The 17,516-nt window shown below is 36.6% G+C and carries 15 protein-coding genes; 8 read left to right on the forward strand and 7 right to left on the reverse strand.

Features of this window, described 5'->3' with window-relative positions:
- The first annotated feature begins 167 nt into the window (after nt 1-167).
- Complete coding sequence (locus FYJ80_RS01040) at nt 168-1,463, forward strand: uracil-xanthine permease family protein (RefSeq protein WP_154424266.1); 1,296 nt, start codon at nt 168-170, stop codon at nt 1,461-1,463.
- A gap of 1 nt (nt 1,464) precedes the next feature.
- Here FYJ80_RS01040 and FYJ80_RS01045 read toward each other — a convergent pair whose 3' ends face one another.
- The 3 genes from FYJ80_RS01045 to FYJ80_RS01055 all read right to left on the reverse strand — a co-directional run bounded on the left by FYJ80_RS01045 (nt 1,465) and on the right by FYJ80_RS01055 (nt 4,531).
- Nucleotides 1,465-2,598 carry an RNA-guided endonuclease InsQ/TnpB family protein gene (locus tag FYJ80_RS01045; protein ID WP_206360897.1) on the reverse strand — a complete coding sequence of 378 codons (1,134 nt, stop codon included), beginning with the start codon at nt 2,596-2,598 and terminating at the stop codon, nt 1,465-1,467.
- A 126-nt stretch (nt 2,599-2,724) separates the two neighbouring features.
- Nucleotides 2,725-4,074, reverse strand: a complete 1,350-nt coding sequence (locus FYJ80_RS01050; protein ID WP_154424268.1) for a phosphomannomutase/phosphoglucomutase — start codon at nt 4,072-4,074, stop codon at nt 2,725-2,727.
- Nucleotides 4,061-4,531, reverse strand: coding sequence for a hypothetical protein (locus FYJ80_RS01055; RefSeq protein WP_154424269.1), 471 nt, complete (start codon nt 4,529-4,531; stop codon nt 4,061-4,063). Before FYJ80_RS01055 ends, FYJ80_RS01050 begins: the two co-directional genes overlap by 14 nt.
- A 43-nt stretch (nt 4,532-4,574) precedes the next feature.
- On the opposite strand from FYJ80_RS01055, the gene FYJ80_RS01060 reads away from it, so the two are divergent.
- Nucleotides 4,575-6,185, forward strand: coding sequence for a class I SAM-dependent methyltransferase (locus FYJ80_RS01060; protein WP_206360898.1), 1,611 nt, complete (start codon nt 4,575-4,577; stop codon nt 6,183-6,185).
- A 51-nt stretch (nt 6,186-6,236) separates the two neighbouring features.
- Here FYJ80_RS01060 and FYJ80_RS01065 read toward each other — a convergent pair whose 3' ends face one another.
- The gene (locus tag FYJ80_RS01065) at nt 6,237-7,436 is read right to left on the reverse strand and encodes an ROK family transcriptional regulator (RefSeq protein WP_154424271.1); all 1,200 of its coding nucleotides are present in this window, start codon (nt 7,434-7,436) and stop codon (nt 6,237-6,239) included.
- Nucleotides 7,437-7,576: 140 nt separating this feature from the next.
- On the opposite strand from FYJ80_RS01065, the gene FYJ80_RS01070 reads away from it, so the two are divergent.
- From FYJ80_RS01070 to FYJ80_RS01095, 6 genes are all read left to right on the forward strand, one after another.
- Nucleotides 7,577-8,623: a Gfo/Idh/MocA family protein gene (locus tag FYJ80_RS01070; RefSeq protein WP_154424272.1), complete on the forward strand. Its 1,047-nt coding sequence runs from the start codon at nt 7,577-7,579 to the stop codon at nt 8,621-8,623.
- 23 nt (nt 8,624-8,646) lie between these two features.
- Nucleotides 8,647-9,606 carry a tripartite tricarboxylate transporter substrate binding protein gene (locus FYJ80_RS01075; RefSeq protein ID WP_154424273.1) on the forward strand — a complete coding sequence of 320 codons (960 nt, stop codon included), beginning with the start codon at nt 8,647-8,649 and terminating at the stop codon, nt 9,604-9,606.
- 65 nt (nt 9,607-9,671) lie between these two features.
- On the forward strand, nt 9,672-10,139 hold the full coding sequence (locus tag FYJ80_RS01080) for a tripartite tricarboxylate transporter TctB family protein (protein ID WP_154424274.1): 468 nt from the start codon (nt 9,672-9,674) through the stop codon (nt 10,137-10,139).
- Between the two features lie 13 nt (nt 10,140-10,152).
- Nucleotides 10,153-11,646 (forward strand): tripartite tricarboxylate transporter permease, encoded by a 1,494-nt coding sequence (locus FYJ80_RS01085; protein WP_154424275.1) that lies wholly within the window; start codon nt 10,153-10,155, stop codon nt 11,644-11,646.
- A gap of 9 nt (nt 11,647-11,655) precedes the next feature.
- Nucleotides 11,656-12,744: a M24 family metallopeptidase gene (locus FYJ80_RS01090; protein ID WP_154424276.1), complete on the forward strand. Its 1,089-nt coding sequence runs from the start codon at nt 11,656-11,658 to the stop codon at nt 12,742-12,744.
- A 50-nt stretch (nt 12,745-12,794) separates the two neighbouring features.
- A complete protein-coding gene (locus FYJ80_RS01095; protein WP_206360899.1) occupies nt 12,795-13,949 on the forward strand; it encodes an MFS transporter in 1,155 nt (384 codons plus the stop codon).
- On the opposite strand, the gene FYJ80_RS01100 is transcribed toward FYJ80_RS01095, so the two are convergent.
- From FYJ80_RS01100 to FYJ80_RS01110, 3 genes are all read right to left on the reverse strand, one after another.
- Nucleotides 13,923-15,251: an amidohydrolase family protein gene (locus FYJ80_RS01100; RefSeq protein ID WP_206360900.1), complete on the reverse strand. Its 1,329-nt coding sequence runs from the start codon at nt 15,249-15,251 to the stop codon at nt 13,923-13,925. The two genes, FYJ80_RS01095 and FYJ80_RS01100, sit on opposite strands and share 27 nt — an antisense overlap.
- Nucleotides 15,252-15,318: 67 nt before the next feature.
- Complete coding sequence (locus FYJ80_RS01105; protein ID WP_154424279.1) at nt 15,319-17,022, reverse strand: glutamine--tRNA ligase/YqeY domain fusion protein; 1,704 nt, start codon at nt 17,020-17,022, stop codon at nt 15,319-15,321.
- Between the two features lie 89 nt (nt 17,023-17,111).
- A complete protein-coding gene (locus FYJ80_RS01110) occupies nt 17,112-17,480 on the reverse strand; it encodes a hypothetical protein (protein ID WP_154424280.1) in 369 nt (122 codons plus the stop codon).
- Between the last annotated feature and the right edge of the window lie 36 nt (nt 17,481-17,516).

Consider the following 17,516-nt stretch of genomic DNA (forward strand, 5'->3'; position numbering starts at 1 on the left):
GAAATATATTAAAAAATTTATGTAAAAATAAATATTTTTGTAATAATTATGAATAATATTTGATAAAAAACGAAATTGACGTAAAAACATCAAACTAAAATTTATGATTTAGAAAATATTTAAAGAAAAAACTTTTAAAATCATAAATATATAGTAAACTAGTTGTTATGGAATCGAGCAGATTATTTGAGTTAAATGGAAAAATGCCACCTTTGAAGAATGCAATTCCTATTGCAGCTCAGCATTTAGTGACAATGATAGTAGGTTGTGTTACTCCTGCAATTATTATTAGCTCTGTTGCAGGCTTAGATGAGAAGATGAGTATTGTATTAATTCAGTCGTCCTTAGTGTTGGCCGCAATTTCAACATTACTTCAGCTATTTGGTGTTACAAAATTTTGTGGTGCAAGATTGCCTGTAATTATAGGGGTTTCCTTTGCATATTTATCTGTAATGATAGAAATAAGCACTGCCTTTGGCCTTGAGTATGTATTTGGAGCCCAATTGGTTGGTGGTATAGTTGCAATATTATTTGGTATAGCATCAAAAAAGCTTAATAAGTTTTTCCCTCCTTTGATAACAGGAACAGTAGTATTTACAATTGGCTTATCGCTCTATCCTACAGCAATTATTTATATGGCAGGTGGAAGTGGTAACCCTAATTTTGGATCCTTAACAAATTGGGGCATTGCTATTTTTACTTTAATAATCGTTACAGCTCTTAATCACTATGGAAAGGGAATGTTTAAGCTTGCATCAATATTAATTGGTATTATCTGTGGCTACATAGTCTCTCTATTCTTTGGTTTAGTTGATTTCTCTGCAATATCGAGATCTGAAATTATTGCACCTCTAAGAGTTGTACCATTTGGTATTAAATTTGAAATAAGCTCTATTATCACAATGTCAATTTTATTTGTAATTAATAGTGTCCAGGCAATTGGAGACTTCAATGCAACTACTATGGGTGGACTAGATAGAGAACCAACTAGTGATGAAATTAGAGGTGGCATTATTGGCTTTGGAGTTTCTAATGTTCTATCTTCTTTATTTGGAGGTCTTCCAAATGCTACCTATTCACAAAATGTTGGTATAGTATCAACAACTAAGGTTGTAAATAAAAGAGTACTATCACTTTGTGGAATCTTTTTATTAGTAGCCGGATTAATTCCAAAGTTTAGTGCATTTCTAACTACTATTCCTCAATGTGTATTAGGTGGAGCTACAGTCTCTGTATTTGCATCGATTGCAATGACAGGAATGAAGCTAGTTGCAACAGAGGATATGAACTATAGAAATACATCTATAGTTGGACTATCAGCTACACTTGGTATGGGAATAAATCTATTGACGTACTCCCACGGGCAAGCCCATGGGAATCTGGCCATGGTAACGAAGGTTGCACCCCAAAGGGCGTCTTACACCGTCTCTGGCCCGCGAGACCCGTCCGGCCTCGCCTTATAGTCTAGGCGTCCTTCGCCTGTTCCATTCGGTTCATGATACGCTTTGCCTCAGCGAGTATGTTCACCGCAGCATTCACGTCCCTGTCGTGATACACCCCGCATTTCGGGCAGGTCCACTCACGGACACTGAGGTCTTTGGTGCTCGGCCACACATGTCCGCATGCGGAGCAGGTTTGGGACGACGGGTAGTACCGTCCAATCCTGATGACCCTGGTCCCGTACTTTCGGGCACACCACTCCAGGATTTCTACAAACTCCGAAAACGCATAGTCGTGGACCTTGCGTCCCCAGAGCCTCGCCATACCCTTGATATTAAGGTCTTCTATGGCTATGACGCCGTACCTTGAACAGAGTTCGTGGCTTAGGTTCCAGAACCAGTCTCTTCTCCTGTTGGCGATGTCCTGGTGCCTGCGGTACAGTGCCTTCAGTGCACGGTCGTATCCGTTGCTTCCCATCACCTTACGGCTCAGGGCACGGCTGGCTTTTCGGACTTCGTTTACTCCCTGTCTGAAAAACTCCGGGGATCTGATCACACTGCCGTCAGACAGCGAAAGGAACATCTTGAGTCCGAAGTCCATGCCGACCTCACCGCGCCCGTCCCTGGTTTCAAGCATGGTGACGGGGCTGTCGGTGGTGACGTAGACGAAAAACTCTCCGAGTATGTTGCGCTTTACCGTTACGGTCTTGATTTTGATCCGTTCCAGGAGTCCGTCATAGGAGTCCCAGTATCTGTAGATGTGTCCATTTATGCTGATACGTCCGCCAGTAAGGAATCTGTATCCCGCCTGTTTGTAGGTGACGCTTTTGTACTTTTTGACCTTGCGACGACGCGGTGGCGAACATTTGACTCCCTTCTCCCTGTTAGTGAAAAACAGCCGGTACGCCCTGTATATCCTGTCGGTTATCTCCTGTACCGCCTGACTTCCCACATATCGCCAGTGGTGGTTTTCATCCATGTTGCGAAGACCACGGAGCTGTTTCTGGAGTTCGTATTTATCCATAAGCTTCCCTGTTTCGGTATAGTAGTCCTGTATAATTGTCAGTGCTGTGTTGTATATAATCCCAGCAATATTTATCATATCACTAAGGTATCCGAAGTCATCGCTATTGTACAGTTTTACTGTCAGTGTCCGCATGACATCATTATAGCACATTTTTGTGGCATTACGCATTAACGCCTTTCATCTCACGGCCAAGGCGCGTGGGCTTTTCTGGCGGTTAATTTGTAAATATGGGGCACAATTTTGTGCCCCTAATAAAGCTTAATTAAATTTATGAATAATATCAGAGATATCCTTAAGATGCTTTTCCATCTCTTCCTTTGTTTGAGCTTCTAATACAATTCTTAAATAAGGCTCAGTATTACTCTTTCTAACATTGAACCACCAGCTATCAAACTCGATTCTATAGCCATCAAAATCTAATACCTTATTAGCTTTTTCTTCTACTACATATTTTTGGTATAGAGCATTAATAGCAGCATCCTTGTTTTCAAGCTTGAAGTTTACTTCACCACTATTTTGATACTTAATTATTTCATCGATTAATGATGAAAGTGTTTTATTATTTCTCTTAAGATCTGAAACTACAGATAGTACTAATAGAGATGCTAATACACCTGAATCACAATTACCAAAATCTCTGAAGTAATAGTGCCCTGCTAATTCACCACCAAAGATACCATTAATTTCTCTAATCTTTAATTTTGCGAATGCATGTCCAACCTTCCAAGTAGTAACATTAAATCCAAGCTTCTCAAGATACTCTGAAGTTGAGCGGCTTGTTCTAATATCCTGTAATACATTACCCTTTTCACTCTTGCTATAGTAAAGTCCAATTACAGCAGTAATGTAATCTGGCTGGATAAATCTGCCTTTTTCATCGATAAACATTACTCTATCTGCATCACCATCATAGATAACACCACAATCAGAATTATCCTCTACTACTGCTTTCATTAAATCCTTACAGTTTTCAACCTCTAATGGATTTGGCTCGTGAGCAGGGAAGGTACCGTCAAAGTGATCATATAGGTAGTGGATATTATCATTATATTCCTTAAGAACATCCTTTATTACAAGGTTAGCCATTCCATGGGATAAATCCATAGATATTTTTAAATTTGATAAATCACTTACCTTGTTGCGGAGGAATTCAACATAGCTATCCTTAACATCACTTCTATCAAAAACCTGACCCTTCTTTTCAGCAACCTTTACTTCACCTTCATTAACAAGCTTTTCAAGATCCTTTAAGCCTGTTTCACCACCAACTGGGAGAGCTCCCTTTCTACTAATTTTTAAGCCATTATACTTTGGTGGGTTGTGGCTTGCAGTAATTTGTACAGATGCTGAAGCATCTAAGAATGTAGTAGCAAAATAAACCATTGGAGTAGTTGCAAGTCCTAAATCATATACATCTGCACCACTATCTGTGATACCCTTTACTAAGGCATCGTGAATCTCATCAGAGCTTACTCTTACATCGCGTCCTACTGCTACGAAGCTTGCATTTAATAATGAAGGTAGGAAATAACCAACCTTATATGCTGTATTTTTGTCAAAATCCACGTTATATACACCGCGAATATCATAGGCTTTAAATGCTCCCATTCTTTAACTCCTTAACTATTTTTTCAAATTCTTTAATACTAATGAGCTCAAAATATAGTAGCTCACCACTTGATAATTCAACCTGAGTTACAGTCTTTGCAAAAAGACTAATAAGCTTATTGGCCTTTGGAAGAGGATTAAGTGCTTTTTCTCTTATTGCTTTTTCAGCGTCCCTTTTCCTTACTAGAGTAATAGCTTTGATATCAGAGGCCTTAATAGTTCTATCATATCTAACATATTCTACTTTCTTTTTTCTTTGAATTGGATAACCTAAAAAGGTTGGTAATCGTTCAAAATCTTCAAAATATAAAGAATCATCAAAAGCGCAAAGGAATACTCCGTATTCTCTTAAAATTCCATTATTTGACCCAAACCAGGTGGAAAAGGTACGCCAGCCTATCTTTGCTCCTATTTGTGATTCCTTTTCTTTAATAAATTCTATTGCTTCTCTATCCATTTGAATATTCCAAAATCAAATTATGATATATTATATCAAAATTATGGAAGAGTATGTAAAAAAAGATTTTGCCAAGATTTTAAAGGCAAATGCACTAGAAGCAAGAAGATGGATGAACCAAAGCGATAGTGACGTTGCAAGAATTTATGATAGAAATATTGAATCTTTGCAGCTTACTGTTGAGCTTTATGGAAAGTATGCAAAAATTGTTAACTATGATGAGAACCTGAGTGATGAGAATTGTGAAGAAGCAATCGATATTGTTTCTAGAATGGTCTATGTAGAAAGAGAAAAAATAATTTTCCAGGATAGAAAGAAAAGAGAAAATAAAGAGCAACATGAGAAATTAGATGAAAGAAGTGTAGTTGTTAGTGTAAAGGAAAATGGACTTTCATTTATTACAGATTTAACAACTCATATCGATACAGGACTATTCCTAGACCACGTTAATACTAGATTATTCGTAAAGGAAAATGCCTTTGGTCTTAGTGTATTAAACTTATTTTCTTATACTGGCTCTTTTTCTGTTTATGCAGCAGCTGGTGGTGCTGATAGCGTTACTAGTGTTGATTTATCAAATACCTACTGTGAAATAGCAAAGCAAAACTTAAAAAATAATGGTTTTTTAAGTGAAAAGGCATTCCCTGTTATTACTATGGATGCAACAGTATTTATTGATAAAGCAATAGAGGAAAATAAAAAGTGGGACTTAATTATTTTTGATCCACCATCCTTTTCTAACTCACATAAGATGGAAAAGCCATTTGATGTAAAAAAGGATGCAAATATTTGGTTTTATAAAATCAGTAAGGTATTAAAACAAAAAGGGATATTGATTTTTTCCACTAATTTGGCTACTTTCTCTTTGGATAAGACAAAACTTAAAAAAGCATATAAAATCACAGAGATTACAGATGATGTAAGACCTATTGGTTTTTCCTCTAAAAAGAGTGGTAAATCAAGAGTATTTATTTTTGAAAAGATCCAGGATGCATCAACTGATATCTTTAGAGATAATGTTATAAGGAAAAGGAAAGTGGAAAGGGTCAAGGACGAGGATTTTGAGAGATTAGTTCTATCAATGGAAAAAGATGATGAGGATAGAAAGTCTTCACCAAGAGTAGACCGTAAAGAAAGGTCTAATGATAGACAAAGTAGAAGAGAAGATAGACCTAGATTTAACAGAAGTGAAGATAGTAGGAGTAATAGGAAATCCTTCTCAAGAGATGATGACAGACGCTCTTATCATGATGAAGGCAGAAAGTCTTATCATAGAAGAGATGATGAAAAAAGATCATATTCCTATGATGATAGAAGATCTAAGGGCAGAGATGATGATAGACGCTCCTATAATCGCTTTGATGATAGACCTTCATATCCAAGAAGAGATGAGGAGAGAGGCTTTAATCGTCAGGATAGAAGATGGGATGATAGACCTAGAAGAGATTTCGATGATCGTCCAAGTCGTGATAGAGGCTATGATGATAGAAGACGTAGAGATGATAGGTCCTTTGATAGCAAGAGAAATGATAGAGATTTCTCTAAGTCAAATCCTAAGAGTGAAAGAAGAAGTGTAAAGCCATATGGCTATGATTCAATTAAAAAGAGCCGTAGTAGAGATGAAGATACCTTCTTCTGGCGCGATGATGAATAATTTATTTTAATATTAAGTTTTAGGCAGTAGCAATTTGCTATTGCCTATTTTTTACATTTCAAATAAAAGCTCAGCCTTATTTTCTAAGACTAAGGAAGCTGCCCCTAAGGCAGAGCCTAATTCTCTTAATTTTGCCTGTTCAACTTGAATGTGGCTTCCAGGGAGCTCTAAGCTCATCTTTGATTCCATATTCTCTCTTAGCTTTGAAACTAGATACTGAGATGAGGAGCCTAATTGTCCTCCAATAATGAGCTTTTTCGGATTAACTATATCACAAATCTCTCCAAGCCCCTTTGATAGAGGAACAACAATAGAATCTAAGGCTGCCATCGCGCAGCTATCATATTCATCTGCTAAACGACATATAGTATCTGAATCGATTTTAATATTTTCGCTATTAAGTCTACTTGAAAGATACTTCTTTTCTTTTCTTAATTCATTTGCTTTTGCTTCAAGCGCTTCACTATTTGCAACAGTTAATAGGCATCCACGTTTTCCACAGTCACAAAGTGGACCATTTTCATCAACAACTATGTGTGAAACTCTTCCTGCAGAGAAGGTTTCACCTTGAAGTAAGCGACCATCAATAAAAATTGCAGATCTTATACCATGTCCAAGTCCAATGTAGATTAAATTCTTCTCATTGTTAGGATTTGCATATCTAAACTCAGCAAGACCTGCAGCAGTAAATCTATTTGCAGAGAAAACCTTAAGCTTTAATTCATTTTCAATTATCTCGCCGATATTAACTTGGTTATGCCACTTAAGGTCGTTTGCAATTATTATTTTGTTTTGTATTGTATCAACGATACCAGGTAAGCCTAAGCCAATAGCTGGAAGTGTATAATCATCAATCTCGTTAATGTGCTTCTTAATTTCATTAACAAGAGATTCTATCATAGTTTCAGGAGTAGGGTTTTCTACTAGCTCACCTAGCTCTTTAGAAATAACCTTACCACTTAGAGTTGTTCTTACATAGCTCCATCTATTTGAATCAAAGCTGGCTCCAATAGCGCTCCATCTTTTTTCATTTAATTTTAAGCCAAGTCCTGGGCGTCCTCTTTTTCCGTTATCCTCTGCCTCAGTTTCAACTACAATTTCTTTTTCTATTAGATTAGAAACTACATATGATACAGTCGTTTTTGATAACCCTAATACCTTAGCTACATTAGCTCTAGAGGGACTATCTATATTTTGAATAGCTTCAATTATGTTTTTAAAGTTTACAAATTCTAGATCTTCGAACCGCATAATTAATTCTAGATTACGAAAGCTTAATATTCAAGAAATAAAAGTATTTATGGATGGTTTTGAGGTAGCAAAAATATTTTGTAAAATTGATTGACTAATTAGAAATATGTGTTAGTCTAGAATTAAAGGAGCAAAAGGAGATGAAAAAAGTAGGTTTTGGTATCATCGGATTAGGTGTAATTGCAGAGACCCATTTTATTGCAATTGAAAATAATGAAAATTGTGAATTTATCGCTGCATTTGATGCTGTTGAGGGTAAGGCTAAGGCTTTCTGTGAAAGACATGGAAAGGGTAAGGCCTATGATGATTTAGAGAGCTTCTTATCAGACTCTGAGATTGAAGCAATTACTATTGCAACTCCTTCTGGGTATCATTTAGAGCCAGCACTTGCTGCTATTAAGCATAAGAAACATGTAATTATCGAAAAGCCAATGGAAATAACACCAGAAAGAGAAGCTATGATTATAGATGCTGCAAAAAAAGAGGGTGTCTATGTTACAGGTGTTTTCCAGTCAAGATTCTATGATGCACCTCAGCTAATTAAAAAGGCAATTGAAGAAAATAGATTTGGCAGATTAACACTTTGTGATGCACAGGTTAAGTGGTTTAGAAGCCAAGAGTACTATGATTCTGGTGCTTGGAGAGGAACCTGGAAGGTTGATGGTGGTGGTGCGTTGATGAATCAATCAATACATGCAATCGACTTACTTCAGTGGTTCTGTGGAAAGGCTGAAGAGGTTCAAGCATTTACTGCAACACTTGCTCATGAAAGAATTGAGGTTGAGGATACTGGAGTTGCTGTAGTTAAGTTTAAAAATGGAGCTCTTGGAGTAATTGAAGGTTCAACAAGTGTTTATCCAGGATTTTTAAAGAAGATTGAAATTTGTGGAACAGAGGGTTCTGTAGTTCTTGAGGAGGAGTCCTTAAAGGTTTGGAGCTTTAAGAATGAAAGACCTGAGGATGCCCAGATTAGAGAGCGCTTTGAGAATATGACTAAGGCTGGTGGCGGAGCAAGTGATCCAAAGGCAATTAATACACTTGGTCATGAGAAGCAATTTAATGATTTTGCATCAGCAATTATTGAAAAGAGAGAACCAGCTGTTAGTGCTGAAAGTGCTAGTGAGGCTGTAAAGATTATCACAGCAATTTATGAAAGCTCTAAGAGTGGTAAGGTCGTTAAGGTTTGAAATTATTTAAAAGGAGATAAATTATGAAAAAAAGTTTATTGGTTCTGCTAATGGCAGCAGTATTGATGTCTGGGCTTTTTGCACAGGGCGCATCAGAAGCAGCTTCTTTCCCATCAAAGACTGTTGAAGCAACAGTAGGTTGGTCAGCAGGTGGTGGTGGAGACATCGTATTTAGAGCTCTTGCTGATGTATTCCCAAAGTATGCTAATGGACAGACAATGATTATTAAGAATGTTCCTGGTGCTTCTGGTATTACAGGTGCAGTTGAATTCTTAGATGCTTCTGCTGATGGTTATGCAGTAATGCACTGGAACAATGCTTCAATGGCTAAGACACACCTTTCAGAGACAGTTATCAAGGGTGCAGACACATTTAAGACAGTTTGTCAGGTTGTTTCATCTTACAACTACCTCGTAGTAAGAGAAGATAGCAAGTACCAGTCATTACAGGATTTCCTTGCTGACGTTAAAGCTAATCCAGGTAAGATAACTTGTGGTAACGCTGGTGCAAACGGTGGTAACCACTTAGCAGCTCTTATTTTCCAGAAGGAAACTGGTATTGAATTAACACACGTTCCATATTCTGGTGGTGGCCCAGCTATTACAGGTCTCTTAGCAGGTGAGGTTGATTGTGTTATGGCTAATGCTCCAGAAGGTATTGCTAACGTACAAAATGGTCAGCTCAGAATCTTAGCAGTATTCTCTGAAAATAGATATTCAGCATTTCCAGAGGTTCCTACAGGTAAAGAATGTGGTGTTGATTGTGTACTTCCACAGTGGAGAACAGTTGTAGTTCCACAGGAAACTCCAGATGAAATCGTTGAAAAGCTCGCTGATATTTTCAAGCAGTGCTGTGAAGATCCTCAGTTTGTTGATGCAATGACATCATTAAGTGTTGAAGTAACTTATAAGGATTCTAAGGCGGCAACAGCATTTATGAAGAGCGAAGACAAGAGATTCGCTGAGCTCGCTGCAACTCTTTAAGAATTAACTATTAAGTAGTAAAGGGGGAAGGAGGCATCTTTCCCTCTTTTCTTTAGGGGACAACAATGAAGGATACAAAAAAAGCTGCAGATTTTATTATCTCTATTATTTTAATTGCACTCTCAGCTTTCCTTTATATGACAGCAGATAAGATGCCAGGAGCTACTAAAGGTATTGGTCCAGGTGATTATCCAAAGTTTATTTGTACAATACTATTTATTTTAGGTGTTATACAGCTAATTAGTGTTGTTGTGTCATGCAAAGGAATTCCATTAATAGCATTTAAAGAGATAAATAGAAAATTTTTACTTCGCGCATTAATTATGGTAGTAGCAACCTTTGCTTACTATAAATTAATGAAGCCTATTGGGTATCTATTAACTACACCATTCTTCCTATTTGGTTCATTTATGCTTTTTGGTTATAAGAAAAAGGTAAAGGGTGCAGTTATAGCAATTATTTTTACAGTAGTAGTATATCTACTTTTTACAAAAGTATTTATGATATTCCTTCCACGTGGAATATTAGGTTAATGGAGGCTATGATATGTTTGCTAATTTAATTGCAGGATTTATTAATGTATTACAGCCTTTTAACTTTTTGATGGCAGTCTTTGGAACTGTTGCTGGTGTAGTAATTGGAGCTCTACCAGGTTTAAGTGGTTCAACTGGAATTATTTTGTTGCTACCTTTAGTATATAAGATTGATGCTAGTGCAGCTCTATTATTACTTTGTGGTCTATTTTGTGGAAGTATGTATGGTGGATCAATTTCCGCAATCCTACTTAACACTCCTGGAACTCCATCAGCTACAGCAACACTCTTAGATGGATATCCAATGACTCAAAATGGAGATGCCGGACGAGCACTTGGAATTTCCGCTGTTTCCTCATTTATCGGTGGATTAGTAAGTGCTATATGTCTTGCACTTATTGCGCCTCAGCTTGCTAAGGTAGCACTATCTTTTACAAGTCCAGATTTCTTTGCCTTGTCTATCTTTGGTCTTTCAATCATGGCTAGTACAGGTAAAGATACTGTTAAGGGTTTGATCGCTGGCTTTATTGGTCTTTTAATCTCTACAGTTGGTGTAGACCAAGTAGCTGGTATAGATCGTTTTACATTTGGTAATGTAAGGTTAATGAGAGGCTTACAGCTACTCCCAGTATTAATTGGTGTATTTGCATTAAGTGAAGTATTTACAATTGTACAGAAGGGTGGAGAAAGAGAGGGTGCTGCAGCTAGCCAAAGAGTTGGAAGAGTTATTCCTACTAAAGCAGATTTCTCAGCATTACTTGTTTCTGCTATAGTTGGTGGTCTCATTGGTGTCTTTATTGGAATTATTCCTGGAACAGGTGGAGCTATTTCCTGTTTCTTAGCATACCAGGTTGCAAAGAAGATATCAAAGAGGGGAGATCAATTTGGAACAGGTGTTCCAGAGGGTATTGCAGCTCCTGAGGCTTCAAATAATGGTACAACTGGTGGTGCATTAATTCCTATGCTTTGCTTAGGTGTCCCAGGTGATACAGTAACTAGTGTTATGCTTGGTGCGCTTACTTTAATTGGTGTTAGACCAGGTCCTCAGATGTTCGTTGAGCCTGAAGGTATTACTATTGTTTATGCAATTCTTGCAGGTATGATTATAATCCAGTTTATCATGCTATTAACAGGATTAGGGTGTGCTAAGGTTTCTCCAAGTATTTTAAAGATACCTCAGACAGTATTACTACCAATTATTGCAGCACTATGTATAGTTGGTGCCTTCAGTAATTCAAATAACCTATTTGATGTATTAATTGCTATTTGCTTTGGTATCTTGGGCTTCGGTATGAAGAAGTTTGGATACCCAGGTGCTCCTTTAGTATTGGGTATTGTACTTGGTCCTATTGCTGAATCAAATCTCAATAGAGCATTGATTCTATCTGAAAATAGCTGGTCAACATTTGTAACACATCCTATTTCTTGTGTATTCTTAATCTTATCTCTTGTTATAATTGTATTCTCAGTTATAAAGAATATTAAAGATAAGAAGGAAAGTAGGTAAGGAGGGAAAATGAATAACGAATTAAGAATTAAGCTTGAAAGAGTGAGAGCTCTTATGAAAAATGAAGCTCTCGATGGAATTTATATTAAGGGCCAGGATAACTTTGCATGGCTTACCTGTGGTGGTAGAAACTATGTAGGTATGGGTGCTGTTGGTAACTGTGGACTCTTAGTTACATCTGATAGCTTATATGCTATTACTAATAATATTGAAGCTCCAAGAATGATTAATGAAGAAAAGCTTGAGGAGCTTGGCTTTAAGGTTCTCTTTGGTCTTTGGCATGATAATAGCTTTGAAAAGAGAACACTAGATGAGCTAGTTCCTTCTAAAAAGCTTGGCTTAGATACTTCTGGTGATATTTCAAAGAAGCTACAGCTTTTAAGATTTTCTCTAACAGCTGAAGAGGTTGAGCGCTACCAAGAAATTGGTAAGGATGCATCAATTTGCATGGAAGAATCTGCTATGGAAATTAAGGTTGGTATGAGCGAATATGAGATAGCAGGAATAATAATGGGTAAAATGGAAGCTAAGGGGCTTGAAATATTATCATGTATGGTTGCTGCAGATGAGAGAATTAGCTTATATCGTCACGCTCTCCCAACAAGCAAGAAGGTTGAAAGAAGAGTTCAAATTGGAGGAAACTTCAGAAGAAATGGTCTTGTAATATGTCTTACTAGATATGTATGGTTCTATGAGCCAACAGAGAAAGAGAAGAAGCAATATTATGATAACCAAGTAATTGACTGCACATATATGGCTGCATCTCGTCCTGGTGAAAGTTTTGTAAGTGCTCTTGAAAAGGGTAAGGCTAAATATACCGAACTTGGATATGATGGTGAGTTTGATAAGCACCACCAGGGTGGTCCTATTGGTTATCAGGGTAGAGATTATCGCGTTGGCTTTGATACTCCAGGCTTAATCGCTGAAAACCAAGCCTTCTGCTGGAACCCTTCAATAACAGGAACTAAGAGTGAAGATACAGTTATAGCTGCTAAGGATAAGATTATCCCTGTTACTAGACCTGTACTATTTCCAAAAACTACGATAAAGGTTGGTGACTTTACCTTCATACGTCCTGGAATTCTTGTTAGAAAATAAAATATATTTATCCTGCCTGAAAGGGCAGGATTATTATAGAGAGAATGATAATGGATAAAAAGAAATCAAGAGATTTATTATGTGTTGCAATGGTATTCTTTTGGGCAAGTGAGTATTGTCATGCCCCTTATTTTGCTCCATATCTAGATAGCTTGGGTTTTTCAGCTACTTTGATTGGTTTCATGACTGGTGTTTATGGGTTTACCCAAATATTTGCTCGTATTCCAATTGGTATGATTACAGATGCATTCTCCTGCTATAAAAAAACTATTTTATTTGGCGCTCTTTCAACAACTCTATCATCATTCTTTTTAATGTTTGCAACCTCCTTTGTGACAATTATTATTTGTCGTGTATTAGCAGGCTTAGCGGCATCAACATGGTTAGCCTTTAGTGTTTTATACAACGCTTACTATAAGGATGATGAGAGTGTTAGAGCTATGACTAATGTTAATGCTTTCTCAAATGGAGGAAAGCTATTAGCATTTTTTTTAGGAATATTAACAGCATCATTCTGGGGATATAAAATACCTCTACTTTGTTCCTTCCTAACAGGTGTTGTTTCTGTAATTGCTGTAATCTTCTTAGAGCCTATAAAGATTAATAGAGAGAGATTTAGCTTTAAGCATGCTTTTGAGGTTATTAGAAATCCACAAGTAATTCTATCATCAGCTTTAGCTATAATGATGCAGTTCTATATGCAGGGAACTGTATTTGCATTTACTAGCTCAAGAGCAAAAATGCTTGGTGCTTCATCATTTTTAATTGGTGTTATTTCACTTTCCTTTACCTTAATACAGGTAATTGTAGCTCCATATGTTGGTAAGAAGCTTCTTGTTAAAAATGAGAAGGGGAAATCACTATTTATTGGATTTTCTCTTTTAGCTTTTGCTGCAATTATTATTGGCTTTGTAAAGAGTCCTATAGTTTATATAGCAGCAAATATCCTAGCTGGCTTTGGCAATATAATTATTAATGGTCTATTAATGGCAATGGTTGTTAGCTGTGTAAGTGAAGAAAAGAGATCAACAGCGATGGGAGCATACCAAGCTATTTATGGAATTGGAATGAGTCTTGGACCTGTTGTAATTGGTAAGCTTGTATCAGCCTATAGCTTTGAGAGTGCATACTTTATTGCATTTATATTAATGGCAATAACAGCAATAGCTGCATGGCCATTAACTAGAAGAATTGGAGTTAGGTAATCTTTTTGTAAAGAATGATAGCATTCCTTTCTTTTTGACCTCTTCTTTTTCCTTTAGTCCTAAAAAGCTCATTGGATTTGTTGATACTATTTTATGTACAAATTCATCTGAAAGAGGAGAGGAATCAAATATGTAGTAATAATTTAAGTAGCTCTCTACTCTTAATAGGTTAACAGAAAAGTCAGAGCCAAAGAGAATTCTATCTTCAATTTTTTTTCTTTTTTCTAAACTTATACTATCTAAATAGTTAAGAAATTGGATATAGAACTCCTTATAGCAGCCTGTGAATGAGATGTCACTATAGACATTATCATATTCATTAATCATATCCATAAGAGTATAGAACCACTCTCCCTGAGGAAGTCTCTTAATTCTTGAGTGAACATTTTCAATTATATTTGATCCACTATTTACTGCATATTGTCTACCGACATGTGCAAAATCAATAATTAGCTTTGGATAGTTTTCTAATACAGTTTTCCACGATGCTGGATCTGTAAATTTCCAAGCTTCAAGAGGATTAATCCCTTTAAAGCCTTGATCATCACAATGAGTAATAATAGGGACTCTATTTTTCTCACAAAATGAGTATAGATATCTAACCTTCTTAAGCTCATTACTATCCTGTGGCCATGGATCAAAGCCTAGTGGTGGATATAGCTTTACTCCAAAGAAAACTCTTTCACTATCATTTAATTTATGTCTTGGATGCATAGTGTGAGTTATATCTACAAACCTTGATAGGTGGTTTACTAAAAACTCATATGAATGTGCAATTGGATTTATTCCTATAAATGGATAAAACTCAAATAATGAATTTTCATCCTCATAGTACTTATTAATTGCACTTATCGTGTCGAGTGCGTATGGTGTAATTTTATCAAAGGCTGGGAATGAGTAATATAATTTATCGATATTACTTTGTGTTTGAGAGAAATCCATTAATAGCGGAGATAGGATTATTGTGTCATAAGCTTGAGAGCGGAAATATAGCTTTGAGTCTCTAATATATGGCACCGAAGGATACTCTCCTTTATTATTGCTTTTTCTATACTTTCCTTTTAAATCATCCTCCATCATATGAAAGGTCTCATCGATAGGACGAGAGAAAGCTGTAAGAGTATTCTCAATTTGTGAAAATAGCTGTCCCTTTAATATTCCATTTAAGGTTAAGATATAATCCTTTGTAATATTACCTTGTAATAAAGAAGCTGGAGAGCTATCGAGGGATGATAAAAAAGCTGCAAGATTTGGCTCTTTAAAGGTCATTACATGAAAATGGATATCAAAAAATGGATTCATATTATTAAAATAACAAAATAGAGTTTTTTTTAAAAGAAAAAAATTGGGAGTCAGCGACTCCCAAATATTACTTAATTCCCATCTTAGCCTTTTGCTTAGCCCAGCTATCTTTAAGTGTACAGGTTCTATTGAATACCATTTTACCTGGCTTACTATCCTTAGAATCAACACAGTAATAGCCATTTCTAATGAATTGGAAGTAGGAACCAACCTTCGCGTTCTCAGCTTCCTTCTCAATATAAGCCTTTGGAATTACAACTAGAGAATCTGGATTAAGGTCATCAAGGTAGTTACCTGTTTCAGCACCTGGGCACTCACTCTTGAATAGCTTATCATATTGTCTTACTTCAGCAACTGTACAGATATCACGGCATACCCAGTGGCTAGTACCCTTAACCTTTCTCTTATCAGGAGTATCTCCACCACGGCTTTCAGGATCATAGGTACAATGTACCTTGATTACATTACCGTTTTCATCCTTCTCGATGCTCTGTGCAGTGATGTAATAAGCGTACTTTAATCTAATTTCATTACCTGGATATAATCTATGATAGCCCTTTACAGGAACCTCCATAAAATCCTCTCTTTCGATATAGAGGTGCTTAGAGAATGCAATTTCATGAGTACCACTATTAGGATCCTCAACATTGTTTTCAGCTGTAAAGTATTCAACCTTTCCATCTGGGTAGTTATCGATTTCGATCTCAAGAGGATCAAGAACAGCCATTAAGCGTTCTGCTCTCTTATTTAAATCCTCTCTAACACAGAATTCCATTAGTGAGTAATCAACAACACCCTCAACCTTAGCAACACCAACTCTTGCGACAAAATCCTTCATAGACTCTGGTGAATAGCCTCTTCTTCTAACACCACTAATGGTAGGCATTCTTGGGTCATCCCAGCCAGTTACAAAGTTATTGTTTACAAGGTATAAGAGCTTACGCTTACTCATTAAGAGGTAGTTAATGTTAAGTCTTGCAAACTCATATTGATGAGGTGTGTGCTCAATACCATCGATTGAGGTTGCCCAATCATATGCAGGGCGGTGGTCCTCAAACTCAAGTGTACAAATTGAATGTGTAATATTTTCAATTGCATCAGAAATAGGGTGAGTAAAGTCATACATTGGGTAAATGCACCACTTATCACCTGTTCTTGGGTGAGTTGCGTACTTTATTCTATAAAGAGCAGGGTCTCTCATATTGATATTTGGACTAGCCATATCAATCTTTGCTCTAAGAGTATAAGCACCCTCAGGGTACTTTCCTTCCTTCATCTCCATAAAGAGTCTAAGGTTCTCTTCGATTGGTCTATCTCTATCTGGAGAGTTCTTACCAGGCTCTGTGAGAGTTCCTCTATACTCCTTCATCTCCTCAGCTGAGAGAGAGTCAACATATGCCTTTCCTTCCTTAATCAATCTAACTGCAATTTCAAATAGCTGATCATAGTAGTCAGAAGCATAGTACTCATGTTTACCCCAGTCAAAGCCAAGCCAATGGATATCCTCTTTAATAGAGTTAATGTACTCCATATCCTCCTTAGCTGGGTTTGTATCATCGAGTCTTAGGTGACATCTACCATGGTATTTTTCAGCAAGACCAAAGTTAAGACATATACTCTTAATATGTCCAATGTGTAAGTAGCCATTTGGTTCTGGTGGAAAACGTGTAACGACTGTGTCATTAGGTAGACGGTGGTTTGCTAAATCATCCTCAATTATCTTTTCGATAAAGTTTAATGGACGATCCTCTGTAGTTTTAATTTCTTCCATATTAACCTTCCTTGCCCTTTCAAAGGGGCCCTTGGGTGAATTTATTTATTGAAGCATTGTAACAGAATAAAAAAAGTATGTGAACAAATTTAGAATGTAATGTTAGCTATTCCACTTCCAAAAAGAAGAATTGCAACAGTAACACTTTGCTCTATAGGCTTAAAGGAGAGAGAGACAATTTCCTCATTACCATTATAAAAGCTTACAGTGTCCTCCTTCTTTTCAAAGGAAAAGTGAGTTTTATCAACTAAATTAATATATGTTTTTTCCTCTATTCCCATAAAGGAAAGCTTTTTAATGAGCCTTTGACCATCTGTTACTAAGCTCATTCCTTGATCAGTATTAAATATAATACCTAGTCCATAGACTAAAGAATCTGAATTAATATTTAAATCAACTCTTTCAGGTGCATCAAATGTATAACAAAGAGCACAGTCATGAGTAGTTTCTATCATCATGCTCCTTGAGGAGCTTATCTTTACTTTTTCAGGTTT

Source organism: Bullifex porci (assembly GCF_009695635.1).
GTDB classification, from domain to species: Bacteria; Spirochaetota; Spirochaetia; order Sphaerochaetales; family Sphaerochaetaceae; genus Bullifex; species Bullifex porci.

Excerpts from the sequence above, each read along its gene's own strand:
- FYJ80_RS01050 (WP_154424268.1), bottom strand. The coding sequence starts at position 4,074 with ATGGGAGCATTTAAAGCCTATGATATTCGCGGTGTATATAACGTGGAT.
- FYJ80_RS01055 (WP_154424269.1), bottom strand. The coding sequence starts at position 4,531 with ATGGATAGAGAAGCAATAGAATTTATTAAAGAAAAGGAATCACAAATA.
- FYJ80_RS01105 (WP_154424279.1), bottom strand. The coding sequence starts at position 17,022 with ATGGAAGAAATTAAAACTACAGAGGATCGTCCATTAAACTTTATCGAA.
- FYJ80_RS01040 (WP_154424266.1), top strand. The coding sequence starts at position 168 with ATGGAATCGAGCAGATTATTTGAGTTAAATGGAAAAATGCCACCTTTG.
- FYJ80_RS01100 (WP_206360900.1), bottom strand. The coding sequence starts at position 15,251 with ATGAATCCATTTTTTGATATCCATTTTCATGTAATGACCTTTAAAGAG.
- FYJ80_RS01110 (WP_154424280.1), bottom strand. The coding sequence starts at position 17,480 with ATGATGATAGAAACTACTCATGACTGTGCTCTTTGTTATACATTTGAT.
- FYJ80_RS01095 (WP_206360899.1), top strand. The coding sequence starts at position 12,795 with ATGGATAAAAAGAAATCAAGAGATTTATTATGTGTTGCAATGGTATTC.
- FYJ80_RS01075 (WP_154424273.1), top strand. The coding sequence starts at position 8,647 with ATGAAAAAAAGTTTATTGGTTCTGCTAATGGCAGCAGTATTGATGTCT.
- FYJ80_RS01045 (WP_206360897.1), bottom strand. The coding sequence starts at position 2,598 with ATGCGGACACTGACAGTAAAACTGTACAATAGCGATGACTTCGGATAC.
- FYJ80_RS01080 (WP_154424274.1), top strand. The coding sequence starts at position 9,672 with ATGAAGGATACAAAAAAAGCTGCAGATTTTATTATCTCTATTATTTTA.
- FYJ80_RS01070 (WP_154424272.1), top strand. The coding sequence starts at position 7,577 with ATGAAAAAAGTAGGTTTTGGTATCATCGGATTAGGTGTAATTGCAGAG.
- FYJ80_RS01090 (WP_154424276.1), top strand. The coding sequence starts at position 11,656 with ATGAATAACGAATTAAGAATTAAGCTTGAAAGAGTGAGAGCTCTTATG.
- FYJ80_RS01065 (WP_154424271.1), bottom strand. The coding sequence starts at position 7,436 with ATGCGGTTCGAAGATCTAGAATTTGTAAACTTTAAAAACATAATTGAA.
- FYJ80_RS01085 (WP_154424275.1), top strand. The coding sequence starts at position 10,153 with ATGTTTGCTAATTTAATTGCAGGATTTATTAATGTATTACAGCCTTTT.
- FYJ80_RS01060 (WP_206360898.1), top strand. The coding sequence starts at position 4,575 with ATGGAAGAGTATGTAAAAAAAGATTTTGCCAAGATTTTAAAGGCAAAT.